Consider the following 13,461-nt stretch of genomic DNA (forward strand, 5'->3'; position numbering starts at 1 on the left):
ATTTACTCTTGCCTTGCTTCCGGCTTGCTCTCTCGCTTAGCCTGTAATCATGCATGTCAATCTCGGGCGACATCCCCTACAATGATCGACGTCGATATCTCCCTGTTTAGAGGTAAGTTTTTCATGTCATCTGCCCCATCTACTCTGAATTTCGGTTCCATGACCGATGTCTTCGGCTTTCTGATAGAAATCGATAAATTAAAAAGCGTACAGCGCCGCACCAAGATTATCGGCAGCGAACGTCACGAAGATTCTGCCGAACACAGCTGGCATTTTGCCGTCGCCGCGATGGCGCTGGCGCCTTATGCCGGTGAAGGCGTCGATATCCAGCGCGTGATCCAAATGGCGCTGATTCACGACATCGTCGAAATCGATGCGGGCGATGTGATCGTTTACGATCTTTCCGCTCGTCTGGCGATTCACGATCAGGAAGTGGCTGCTGCTGCCCGTATTTTCGGCCTGCTGCCAGAACCACAGCGCCAACAATTCCACGATCTGTGGGAAGAATACGAAGCGAATGAAACTCCGAGCGCCCAGTTCGCTCTGGTGCTCGATCGCGTCATGCCGATGCTGATGAACCTGTACAACGGCGGCCAAAGCTGGGTAGAAAACGGCATCCGTCTGGAACAGGTTCTTGACCGCGCCGAGTTCATCGCCACGATCAACCCGGAACTGTGGCAATACCTCCAACAGCATCTGGAAGACGCCAAAGCCAAGGGCTGGTTGCTATAATTCGGTTTTCCCGCTAGACGCCCCGTCGCCGGGCATTCACGTCAGGAGAGGGTGATGTCTTTAAAAACAATCGCGAATAACCTGGGTTTGTCCGTGGCGGCGGTGAGTCGTGCGCTGAACGGCCATCGGGATATCTCCGACGCCACGCGCCAGCGTATTCAGGAGGAAGCGGAACGTATTGGCTATCGTCCCAATACGCACGCACGCCGCCTAAAAACGGGCAAAAGCAACGCCGTCGGGCTGGTCTATCCCTATGCCTCTTCCCTGAGTAACGATATTTTTTTTGAGATGGTTGGCGCGATCAGCCGCAAACTGGCGCAGCATGAGGTCGATTTTCTCCTGCTAGCTGGCGAGCAAGATGCCTGTCAGGGCGCTGCCCGGTTGATCGCCAGCCGCCGTATCGATGCGCTGATCGTCGCGCATACGTGTGAACAGGATGCACGGCTGACGTTACTGCAACGCCACAACGTGCCTTTTCTGGCGCTGGGGCGCAGCCAGCTTCCCCACCCTTACGCCTGGTTCGATTTTGACAACCGCGCTGGCATGATGCTGGCAACCGAACACCTGATCGCGCTCGGCCATCGCCGTATCGCTATCTTAAGTGAAGACCACCCGCAGGCGTTTATTATGCAGCGTCGTCAGGGCTATCGCGATGCCCTGCAACGCCACGGCCTGCCGTTTCACGATGCCTATCTGCGCTGTGTTAACCCCACGCGCCGCGCGGGCTATCAGGCCATGCTCGACCTTCTGGCGCTGCCTGAGCCACCCACCGCGATGGTGATGGACGGCAACGTCCACGGCGACGGTGCCGTTGCCGCATTGCAGCAGGCGGGTCGGCTTTCCGGTTCACACCCTATCGCGTTAGTGATGTATGACGGCCTGCCGCAGGATAGCCTGACCGACATCACCGTGACCGCCATCGAGCAGGCGACACGCGAGCAGGTTGGCGAACAGATTGCCAGCATGATGCAGGCGCTGATCGCGGGCGAAGCCGTAGAAAACTTGCAGGTGTTGTGGCAACCAATATTACGCCTCGGCAACACGAGCTTTCCCGCCTAATCTATTCCGCTCTCTGCCACATTTTATAAAGCCACCGGTTGGTTTGTTACGCCAGCCGTCAGCGAGATGCCCTTCACATCCTCATCGCAACCTTTTTCCATTTTCTAACGATTATTTTAACAATATCACATTTCTTAAACGTTTAAGTTGATAACTTAAACGTTTAAGTTCTTACTAAGATCCACTATTCATCATTTGGTCGTCGTAATTTGGAGCCTTCCTCATGAAGCGTGATATTGTTCAATTAACCAGCGCGCAGTGCGATGTCATCGTACGCTGCGCCCCGGCAGCGGAAATTCTCTACTGGGGACCACGGCTGCGCGGTTTTTCGCCAGAAGATATCGTTTCTCTACAACGCCCCGTCGCTAATGGTCGTCTGGACGTGGATCTTCCTCTGACGCTGGCGATGGAATACGGGCGTGGTCAGTTCGGTTCGCCGGGTATTGAGGGGCACCGTTCAGGCTATGACGCCGCGCCGATCTTCACGACGACGCAGACTGACGTTCAGGACAATACGCTCACCATCACGGCGGAAGATGCACAGGCAGGACTGCGACTGATCAGCGAACTGCGTCTGGATCCGCAGACCGACGTCCTGCAACTGCGCCACACGCTAGAGAATCTGCGTGCGGATGCCTGGCAAGTGCAGCGCCTCGCCGTCACGCTGCCTGTCCCAGAACGGGCGAGCGACGTCATGGCGTTTCACGGCCGCTGGCTGCGCGAGTTTCAGACTCACCGCCTCACGTTACAGCACGGCGGTTTTATTCAGGAAAGCCGTCGGGGAAGAAGCTCCCACGAGTATTTCCCCGCCTTTATCCTCGGCGAGTCCGCATTCAGCGAACAGCGTGGCGCTGTCTGGGGCGTGCATTTAGGCTGGAGCGGCAACCACCGCCTGCGTGCTGATATCAAAACGGATGGCCGTCGCGTCATACAGGCGGAAGCCCTGTATCTGCCGGGTGAAATCACGCTGGCACAGTCGGAATCCCTCACGACGCCGTGGGTCTACGCCGCCTTCTCCGATGCCGGTTTAAACGGCATGAGCCAGCGCTATCACACCTTCTTGCGCCAGTCCCTGATCCAATTCAGCGGCGATAAGCCACGTCCGGTACATCTCAATACGTGGGAAGGGATCTATTTCGATCATGACCCCGAGTACATCATGCAGATGGCGAGCAAAGCCGCCGACGTCGGCGTAGAGCGCTTCATTATCGATGACGGCTGGTTCCGTGGGCGTCACCACGACCAAGCCGCGCTCGGCGACTGGTATCTGGACGAGGAAAAGTACCCTAACGGGCTGATGCCCGTGATTGAGCATGTCAAAGCCTTGGGGATGGAGTTCGGCATTTGGGTCGAACCAGAGATGATCAATCCCGATTCCGACCTGTTCCGCACCCATCCAGACTGGGTGCTGCAATTACCCGGCTACGCGCAGCCAACGGGCCGCTACCAGTACGTACTGAATTTAAACCAGCCCGAGGTCTTCGCTTATCTGCTGGAGCGGCTGAGCTGGCTGTTGGGTGAGCATCCGATCGATTATGTGAAGTGGGATATGAACCGCGAACTGGTGCAACCCGGCCATGAGGGGCGTCTGGCAGCCGATGCGCAAACCCGACAGTTCTATCGTCTGCTCGATACCCTGCGCCAGCGTTTTCCCCATGTTGAATTCGAATCCTGCGCCTCCGGCGGCGGCCGCATCGACTACGGCGTGCTGGAGCGTACCCAGCGCTTCTGGGTGTCGGATAACAACGATGCATTAGAACGCCAGACCATTCAGCGCGGCATGAGCTACTTCTTCCCGCCGGAGGTGATGGGGCAACACATCGGGCACGCTCGCTGTCACGCCACCTATCGGCGTCACACCATCGCCTTTCGCGGCCTGACCGCCCTGTTCGGTCACATGGGCATTGAGCTGGATCCCGTGAAGGCCGATGACGACGAGCTAGAAGGCTATCGCCACTACATCCAGTTGCACAAAACGCTGCGCCCGCTGCTGCACAGCGGCACCACCTGGCGGGTCGAGATGCCGGCCGATACGGTGCAGGCCACCGGAGTAGTGAGCCGCAATCAGCAACACGCCGTTTTCCAGGTAGCTCAGCTACGTATGCCGGCTTATTCGCTGGCGGGGACGCTCCGCGTCCCTGGTCTGCTGCCCGACGCACGCTATGAAGTCACACTGCTGGACGGCCCAGAAATCAAAACGGTGCGAGAAGGCGGCGGCACCATGCGTGAGCTCCCGCCTTGGTTACGTCAACCGATCGTGGTTTCCGGTGATTGGCTGATGCAGGCCGGCCTTGCCCTACCCGTCCTGACGCCGGAAACCGCCATTCTGGTCGCGCTTTCTGCGGTGCCGGATACCACCAGAAGTTAGTCTTTTTCCCAGTACAACGGGTATGAATTTTTAGGCTTCACATTAAAAGTAATGTCGAGCGGTGATACAGAGTAGATCGTAAAGACACTTGCAAGCAGGTTTATTCGCGATCTGTGTCACTCAGAATCGTTCTTTCAACTACTTGCACAATGAACGTCACGCACCAGACTCAGTAACACCGCTCGAGTGGCATCGCGCTCTTTTGGCTTGCGCCAGTATTTATAGCGACGACGATGAGCCCGAACACATTGCACAAAATGTGCAACAGAAAACCGCTTCCTGAGCTCGCGTATTTCAAGTTATTTAGGCGTCACAGGTGTTACTTTCGAGGGAATAACCCAATCCTTCATCAGAGACCAATTTACTAGTAGGTGAGCCTATAGTATTCAGAGGTAAATCCAGTATTAACCTTTTTAAGGTTTTCGCCATTTTCTGAAATGGGTATTTGAGGATCAGATTTTAGCCCCTGAAAAAGGGTACCGTGTTTATTTATTACCTTTTCCATTGGGGGGCATTGGTGTTGAATAGTTAGCTTATGGTTTCCTCGAAATAAGCTTATTCCAGACGGAGAACTAGAAATTTTACTTATTCTGGGATAAAATCCCTCTTATGTCAAATTTGTTATTAAGCAGTGAACTTTTATATGCGTTTACGCATTGACTTTTTGTTGAATTAATTATTCCAATCATACTTTAATATCTCCATAATTTAGGAACTTAAGTGCATTAACAATGGCATTACATCGCATCTAAATGAAAAAATTAAAGAAGATCCGAGTAAGCTATCAAATTACGGCGTACTTATAGTCCTCCTCAACAGCCACACTTGATATTTTTCCTTGACAGATAAAAAATTACGGCCTATCGGGATTAAATGAGGGATATGTTGCATTTTACCGCAGACCATGCGCTGAATACCAGTGCCATCATTATACATTGCATCTATTAGAAAATTATCAAGCACAATTGTTTTTTGATAGAAGAAACCTAAAAAACAACTAGCCTTTGCCAACGACAAAATTCAACAGATACAAAAGGAATTTTTTCAAATGAGAATTTCAAGCTACTTACGAGTTCATTTATTCAACAACAATAGTAATTCCGCTTATAAACTAGCGCTGAAAGATCCCAAAAAGTATAGCGCCATTGCAATTTCAATAATTAATAAAGAAAATGGAATAGCCGATAAAAAAATAATAAAAATGCAGAAAAAAAACAGAGAAATAGAATCAATAGCGAAAAGTATATCTTCGATAGATATATCTTCGAAAAATACACCTTCGATAGATACATCTTCGATAGAGAAATACACACATGGGAATAACATCAAGAGAATAACACTGGAAAGAAAATTCATAAATAAAAACAACGAGAGAATAGAGAAAATAAATTTCATTATGGGCAACAGCCAATTACAACCGTCGAATTTAACAACTACCCCACCTCACCCTCATGACATAAATACAACACATTTATCTTATGCACAAAACCATGTAACAGCCTATCCCAGCAAGTATTATTGGCGCAGTCAGTATTGAAATGAGCAGTGTATAATCAGCCCTCAAGATAAAATTGATAAAACCAATCTGTCGTTTATTACAGATTGGTTTTATCATGCTCAAGATACCCTATTTTCTTCCGAAGAAGACCACAATATTAAGCTGGAACAAATTTTAACGTTCCATCCAGTATGAAATTCAACGATGTTACCCCATTTGGGAAGGAAAACGGGGTTGGGCTACTGACAAATGTACCCTCGACAGCAACACCCACTTTTGAATCAGTGGTACAAATCCAATAGAGTGGGTGTGTATCAAACAAGAAATTCCCATTTGGTTTGCCTTGCATAGCAAAGGTCGGCAAAGCATTCATGTAAACAGCAAGACTCATCGCTTTTGATTCTGTTACGGTAAATGATGTATCTGTATTTATTAGCATACTGCCACTAGATATAGTTTGATTATGGTACGCTGGATGCTCTGTTTTGAACTGACCACCAGAGTAACTGATGCCCATCGCGTTTTTACCCCCAGCGGTTGTAGGATCCATGTTTTGCATCGGCCCACCAGACTGCCATTGAACCCCCGGAGCCAACGGCTGGTCACTTGTCCCCCAATTCAGCGCCCAATCGACAGACCAACTATAGACATTGGTATTTCCATCATTGACCGTTTGCCGTAACCAAACCAGAGGCAAACCACTGATGACATTAGGGTAAGTTTGATAGATGGCAATGTTTGCTGCATCACCACTTTTATTTAACACAGAAATATTATAGGAAGACATAATTTATTTCCTTTCAGTAAAATGAGATATAAAAACGGCATTCAAAACCAATTCACAGAGATATTCCAACTCAGAAGGAACAATTTAATTATTGCCAAAAATTCATATTTTGCAAATATATTCTTTAAATTTAAAAAACAACACCACCCTATTTAATAGCAAAGAGAATAATTATTTATAAATTTAACCATAAAGATCACTTCAACACATTAAATAGGATAATAAATTAACAACAACAAAAAACAATCATTTATTAACCCAAAAAATTAATTTGCGTTCATCATTATTTTAATGCACTTAATTTTATGATAATTCATTCAATATAATCGACATACATAAACCACCATATAATTTGATAAGATTTTATTTTTTAATCATTAAAATAAAAAACACCATGAGTTAATATTATAAAAAAATCATTTAAATGTTAAACCAGTTGAAAATAAGGTTTAGTTTTCACATCCTGCCTATGAAATAATACGTTCCTAATTATATTTTATAATTCATAGATGTTTACAGTCAAAAATTTATACTCATGAAATTTTTTCCATTGCTTTGTCACGCGTTTTATTCACCACTTTTGTGTAATCATCCCTTATTGATTAAAATGCAACCAATTAAGATTCGTCATGAAGAAAGCGCATTTCACTGAAAATAATACTGTTCTTACCCACGTAATGTGGACGCAGCCCTAAGCGAAGGGCTACTTTTCAAACTGTTCTGGGCTAAATCCACCACAGGCACTCGTGCTGCCACGTAGATAACCCCGTTTCAGCAGTGCCTGATCATCTGCCGAGCAGTACTGCACGCCACGGTTTTTACGTTGTACATCAGACTCTGAGCACGAAGTTCGTCCGTCAGACGTGGCGCACCATAACGCTGTTTTTCCTGACAGCACGACACACCTCAGCTAATGCGTTCAGCCAGTTTCGGGGCTTCTTGAGGGGGTACTCAAAACAGGGGAACTACATAAACTCTTAGGTCCCAATGTAACATTGATAAAACCAATCTGTCGTTTATTACAGATTGGTTTTATCATACGCAAAATGCTCTATTTCCTTCCGGAGAAGGCTACGATATTAGGCTCGAACAAATTTTAGCGTTTCATCCAGTATGAAATTCAACGATGTTACCCCATTTGGGAAGGAAAACTGGGTTGGGCTACTGACAAATGTACCCTCGACAGCAACACCTTGTTTTGAATCAGTGGTACAAATCCAATAGACTGGGTGTGTATCAAACAAGAAATTCCCATTTGGTTTACCTTGCATAGCAAATGTCGGCAAAGCATTCATGTAAACAGCAACACTCATCGCTTTTGATTCTTTTACGGTAAATGATGCATCTGTATTTATTAGCATACTGCCACTAGATATAGTTTGATTATGGTGCGCTGGATGCTCTGTTTTGAACTGACCACCAGAGTAACTGATGCCCATCGCGTTTTTACCCCCAGAGGTTGTAGGATCCATGTTTTGCATCGGCCCACCAGATTTCCATTGAACCCCCAGAGCCAACGGCTGGTCACTTGTCCCCCAATTCAGCGCCCAATCGACAGACCAATTATAGACATTGGTATTTCCATTATTGACCGTTTGCCGTAACCAAACCAGAGGCAAACCGTTGGAGATATTAGGGTAAGTTTGATAGATGGCAATGTTTGCTGCATCACCACTTTTATTTAACACAGAAATATTATAGGAAGACATAATTTATTTCCTTTCAGTAAAATGAGGTATAAAAACGGCATTCAAAACCAATTCACAGAGATATTCCAACTCAGAAGGAACAATTTAATTATTGCCAAAAATTCATATTTTGCAAATATATTCTTTAAATTTAAAAAACAACATCACCCTATTTAATAGCAAAAAGAATAATTATTTATAAATTTAACCATAAAGATCACTTCAACACATTAAATAGGATAATAAATTAACAACAACAAAAAACAATCATTTATTAACCCAAAAAATTAATTTGCGTTCATCATTATTTTAATGCACTTAATTTTATTATAATTCATTCAATATAATCGACATACATAAACCACCATATAATTTGATAAGATTTTATTTTTTAATCATTAAAATAAAAAACACCATGAGTTAATATTATAAAAAAATCATTTAAATGTTAAACCAGTTGAAAATAAGGTTTAGTTTTCACATCCTGCCTATGAAATAATACGTTCCTAATTATATTTTATAATTCATAGATGTTTACAGTCAAAAATTTATACTCATGAAATTTTTTCCATTGCTTTGTCACGCGTTTTATTCACCACTTTTGTGTAATCATCCCTTATTGATTAAAATGCAACCAATTAAGATTCGTCATGAAGAAAGCGCATTTCACTGAAAATAATACTGTTCTTACCCACGTAATGTGGACGCAGCCCTAAGCGAAGGGCTACTTTTCAAACTGTTCTGGGCTAAATCCACCACAGGCACTCGTGCTGCCACGTAGATAACCCCGTTTCAGCAGTGCCTGATAATTTGCCGAGCAGTACTGCACGCCACGGTTTTTACGTTGTACATCAGACTCTGAGCACGAAGTTCGTCCGTCAGACGTGGCGCACCATAACGCTGTTTTTCCTGACAGCACGACACACCTCAGCTAATGCGTTCAGCCAGTTTCGGGGCTTCTTGAGGGGGTACTCAAAACAGGGGAACTACATAAACTCTTAGGTCCCAATGTAACATTGATAAAACCAATCTGTCGTTTATTACAGATTGGTTTTATCATACGCAAAATGCTCTATTTCCTTCCGGAGAAGGCTACGATATTAGGCTCGAACAAATTTTAGCGTTTCATCCAGTATGAAATTCAACGATGTTACCCCATCTGGGAAAGAAAACTGGGTTGGGCTACTGACAAATGTACCCTCAACAGCAACACCTTGTTTTGAATCAGTGGTACAAATCCAATAGACTGGGTGTGTATCAAACAAGAAATTCCCATTTGGTTTGCCTTGCATAACAAAGGTCGGCAAAGCATTCATGTAAACAGCAAAACTCAGTGCCTTTGATTCTGTTACGGTAAATGATGCATCTGTATTTATTAGCATACTGCCACTAGATATAGTTTGATTATTGTGCGCTGGACGTTCTGTTTTGAACTGACCACCTGAGTAACTGACGCCCATCGCGTTTTTACCCCCAGCGGTTGTAGGATCCATGTTTTGTATTGGCCCACCAGATTTCCATTGAACCCCCGGAGCCAACGGCTGGTCACTTGTCCCCCAATTCAGCGCCCAATCGACAGACCAATTATAGACATTGGTGTTTCCATCATTGACCGTTTGCCGTAACCAAACCAGAGACAAACCGTTGGAGATCTTAGGGTAAGTTTGATAGATGGCAATGTTTGCTGCATCACCACTTTTATTTAACACAGAAATATTATAGGAAGACATAATTTATTTCCTTTCAGTAAAATGAGGTATAAGAGCGATATTCCAATCCAGAGGGAACAATTTAATTATTGCTAACATCTCGTATTTTGCAAATATATATTGAAAATTTAAAAAATAAAAATCATTTAATAATGAGTTAAGTAGTTATTTAAAATTTAACTTTTCTCAAAAACAATCTGAACACAACAATAAAAACAAAAATAAATAACCTTAAAAACAATTAACAGACTATCATATTAGTTAAAAATTAAATCACCTTTCTTTTATTTATATATATTATTATAAACAACAGTAATTAAAATTAATAGCGCGTCTATTTTTTAATGAATGCGCCTATGAGTTTCATGCAAATCGATCAAACATAAGTTGCACTCACTACGTTAAATCCACCGCAAAAACGACATTATTGACAGCCATTTCGGCGCTCCGCTCTTTGATAGCTGGCTTGCGGGCTTAACAAGCGTACAAACGTACAAACGTGGTCATCATGATAGCGAAATCTGATGATGATAAACCTGAGCAGACTAGCAATGGGGATAATGAATATTAACGCTGATTATGAAAGAATTTTAGACGCGAGCATTATATAATGAGCCAAAATAATTGGAAGCATCATATTTATATATGATATTAGAACTTAATGTGAAATTGAGAAAACCAATCTGTCGTTTATTACAAATTGGTTTTCTCATGCTCAAGAGACTCTATTCTCTTCCGAAGAAAACCACAATATTAGGATCGAACAAACTTCAACGTTTCATCAAGTGTGAAATTCAACGAGGTTACCCCATCCGGGAAGGAAAATTGGGTTGGGCTACTGACAAATGTCCCCTGGACAGCAACGCCCACGTTTGAATCAGTGCAACAAATCCAATAAATTGGATGTGTGTCAAACAAGAAATTCCCATTTGGTTTACCTTGCATAGCAAATGTCGGCAAAGCATTCATGTAAACAGCAACACTCATCAATTTTGATTCTGTTACGGTAAATGATGTATCTGTACTTATTAGCATACTGCCACTAGATACGTCTTTATTGTAGTGCGCCAAAGACGATGTTTGAAACTGGCCGTCGGAGTAACTAACACCTATCGCATTTTTTCCTTCGGGTACAGTGGGATTCATGTTTTGTATCGGCCCACCAGATTGCCAAAGAACACCCGGAACCAAGGTCTTCTCACTTGTCCCCCAATTTAGCGCCCAGTCGACGGACCAGCTATAGGTATTATTATTTCCATCATTGATGGTTTGCCGTAACCAGACCAGGGGCAAACCATTAGTGATATTAGGGTAAGTTTGATAGATAGCAATGTTTGCTGCAGCGCCACTTTCATTTGACACAGAGATATCATAGGAAGACATGAGTTTATTTCCTTTCAGTATAAATTAGGTATGGAAACGGTATTTCAAGCCAAATTAAAAAAAACATTCAATTCCAGAAATAACAATTTAATTATTGTCAATATTTCGTATTTTGCAAATATGTTTTTTTGAAACTTTAAAAACAACACCAGCCTATTTAATAGAAAAACCAATAGTTATTTGTAAATTTAATTATCGATTCACAAATAATTATTACAACACATTCAATAAGATGTAATAATGCTAATTAAATGGTGGCTTAGCGTTGTACCTAGAGGAGGCAGTAATTTAAATAGTGTCATTGCCTGTTTTTGATATGTTCACTCCAACAACGGAGACAGGCAAAATATGGACGAAAAGAAGCTTAAGGCACTCGCTGCCGAATTGGCCAAAGGCCTCAAAACAGAAGCGGCTCTCAACCCGTTTTCACGTATGCTGACGAAACTCACCGTCTAAACCGCGCTCAGTGCGGAACTCACCGACCATCTCGGTCACGAGAAAAACCCCCCTCAAACAGGCTCTAATACCCGAAACGGTTACTCGACAAAAACGTGGCTCTGCGATGACGGTGAGCTTGAAATCAATACACCACGTGACCGTGAAAGCTCTTTTGAGCCTCAGTTAATTAAGAAAAATCAGACGCGCATCACGCAGATGGACAGCAAGATTTTATCCCTGTACGCCAAAGGCATGACCACGCGGGAAATCGTCGCTACCTTCAAAGAGATGTATGACGCAGATGTCTCGCCCACGCTGATATCCAAAGTGACTGATGCCGTTAAAGAACAGGTGGCCGAATGGCAAAATCTTCCGTTAGACTCGCTGTATCCCATTGTTTATCTTTACTGTATCGTGGTGAAGGTTCGGCACAGTGGCAGCGTGATAAACAAGCCGGTGTTCCTCGCGCTGGGCATGTGGCTGGCAGAACATGAAGGCGCGAAGTTCTGGTTGAGTGTCCTGAGTGAGCTAAAAAATCGGGGGCTTCAGGATATTCTCATTGCCTGCGTGGACGGTCTGAAAGGCTTCCCGGATGCGATAAACCGCGTGTATCCCCAGACACATATCCAGTTGTGCATCATCCACATGGTGCGCAACTGCCTGAAATACGTGTCGTGGAAAGATTACAAAGGGGTCACCAGCGGGTTGAAAGCGGTGTATCAGGCTTCGACAGAGGAAGCCGCGCTGATGGCGCTGGATGAATTCTCCGGTGTCTGGGATGAGAAATACCCGCAAATCAGCAAAACCAGGCGGGCGCACTGGGAAAATATCAATACCTTCTTTGGCTACCCGCCGGATATTCGCAAGGCTATTTACACCACGAACGACGACTCTGTGCGGAAGGTTATTTATCTGGCGATACAATCGGCGTCAAAAAAATGGAGCATGCCGCTCCAGAACTGGCGGCTGGCGATGAGCCGTTTTATTATTGAGTTCGGTGATCGCCTGGACGACCACCTTTAATGGGATGGCAATTACACTGGATTATTAACAGGGTCAGCCTTTTACAAACGCACACGTCCCCAGCTACACCAAGAGGATACTTATTCATGCATAATGAGGCTCTATTTTTTCCGAAGAAAGCTAAAATATTAGTTTTTGATAAATTTCAACGTTTCATTGAGTTTGAAATTTAACGAGGTTACCCCATCAGGGAAGGAAAGCTGAGTTGGACTGCTAACAAATGTACCTTGGACAGCAACACCCTGTTTTGAGTCAGTGCAACAAATCCAATAGACTGGACGTGCATTAAACATGAAATTCCCATTTGGTTTACCTTGCATAGCAAATGCTGGCAAAGAATTCATGTAAATAGCAATACTCAACGCATTTGAGTCTCTTACGGTAAATGATGTGTCTGTACTTATTAACATACTGCCACTAGGTACGTCTTTATTATAGTGCGCCAAAGGCAGTGTTTGGAACTGATCACCGGAGTAACGGATTCCCATCGCGTTGTATCCGCTGGACGTTGTAGGGTCCATGTTTTGCATCGGCCCACCAGAACGCCATTGAACCCCCGGAGCCAAGGGCTGGTCAGTTGTCCCCCAATTCAGCGCCCAATCGACAGACCAACTGTAGACATTGGTATTTCCATCGTTGACCGTTTGCCGTAACCAGATCAGGGGAAAACCACTAGTGATATTAGGGTAAGTTTGATAGATGGCAATGTTTGCTGCAGCACCACTTTCATTTGACACAGAAACACGATAGGAAGACATGAATTTATTTCCTTTCAG

General features: G+C 44.6%; 9 protein-coding genes and 1 pseudogene. 5 read left to right on the plus strand and 5 right to left on the minus strand.

All coding sequences use genetic code 11. The annotated features are described in order from the left end of the window. Window positions 1-123: 123 nt before the first annotated feature. The 4 genes from JFY74_18315 to JFY74_18330 all read left to right on the plus strand — a co-directional run bounded on the left by JFY74_18315 (window position 124) and on the right by JFY74_18330 (window position 5,696). Window positions 124-732, plus strand: a complete 609-nt coding sequence (locus JFY74_18315) for an HD domain-containing protein (GenBank protein QQG27991.1) — start codon at window positions 124-126, stop codon at window positions 730-732. 54 nt (window positions 733-786) lie between these two features. Continuing rightward, complete coding sequence (locus JFY74_18320) at window positions 787-1,791, plus strand: LacI family DNA-binding transcriptional regulator (GenBank protein ID QQG27992.1); 1,005 nt, start codon at window positions 787-789, stop codon at window positions 1,789-1,791. A gap of 223 nt (window positions 1,792-2,014) precedes the next feature. Beyond that, window positions 2,015-4,159 carry an alpha-galactosidase gene (locus tag JFY74_18325; protein ID QQG27993.1) on the plus strand — a complete coding sequence of 715 codons (2,145 nt, stop codon included), beginning with the start codon at window positions 2,015-2,017 and terminating at the stop codon, window positions 4,157-4,159. 1,048 nt (window positions 4,160-5,207) lie between these two features. Next, window positions 5,208-5,696, plus strand: coding sequence for a hypothetical protein (locus JFY74_18330; GenBank protein ID QQG27994.1), 489 nt, complete (start codon window positions 5,208-5,210; stop codon window positions 5,694-5,696). Window positions 5,697-5,814: 118 nt separating this feature from the next. Here JFY74_18330 and JFY74_18335 read toward each other — a convergent pair whose 3' ends face one another. The 4 genes from JFY74_18335 to JFY74_18350 form a co-directional block, all read right to left on the minus strand. Then, window positions 5,815-6,444 (minus strand): hypothetical protein, encoded by a 630-nt coding sequence (locus JFY74_18335; GenBank protein ID QQG27995.1) that lies wholly within the window; start codon window positions 6,442-6,444, stop codon window positions 5,815-5,817. 1,079 nt (window positions 6,445-7,523) lie between these two features. Then, complete coding sequence (locus JFY74_18340; GenBank protein QQG27996.1) at window positions 7,524-8,153, minus strand: hypothetical protein; 630 nt, start codon at window positions 8,151-8,153, stop codon at window positions 7,524-7,526. 1,079 nt (window positions 8,154-9,232) lie between these two features. Next, complete coding sequence (locus JFY74_18345; protein QQG27997.1) at window positions 9,233-9,862, minus strand: hypothetical protein; 630 nt, start codon at window positions 9,860-9,862, stop codon at window positions 9,233-9,235. A 732-nt stretch (window positions 9,863-10,594) separates the two neighbouring features. Then, window positions 10,595-11,224 carry a hypothetical protein gene (locus JFY74_18350; protein QQG27998.1) on the minus strand — a complete coding sequence of 210 codons (630 nt, stop codon included), beginning with the start codon at window positions 11,222-11,224 and terminating at the stop codon, window positions 10,595-10,597. Window positions 11,225-11,572: 348 nt separating this feature from the next. Between JFY74_18350 and JFY74_18355 the strand changes: the two are divergent. Next, window positions 11,573-12,685: pseudogene (locus tag JFY74_18355) on the plus strand (IS256 family transposase). A 128-nt stretch (window positions 12,686-12,813) separates the two neighbouring features. Here the strand turns inward: JFY74_18355 and JFY74_18360 are convergent. Next, entirely contained in the window at window positions 12,814-13,443 is a 630-nt protein-coding gene (locus JFY74_18360) for a hypothetical protein (GenBank protein ID QQG27999.1), read from the minus strand. Window positions 13,444-13,461 lie beyond the last annotated feature (18 nt).

Source organism: Pectobacterium carotovorum (genome assembly GCA_016415585.1).
Lineage (GTDB): Bacteria > Pseudomonadota > Gammaproteobacteria > Enterobacterales > Enterobacteriaceae > Pectobacterium > Pectobacterium carotovorum_K.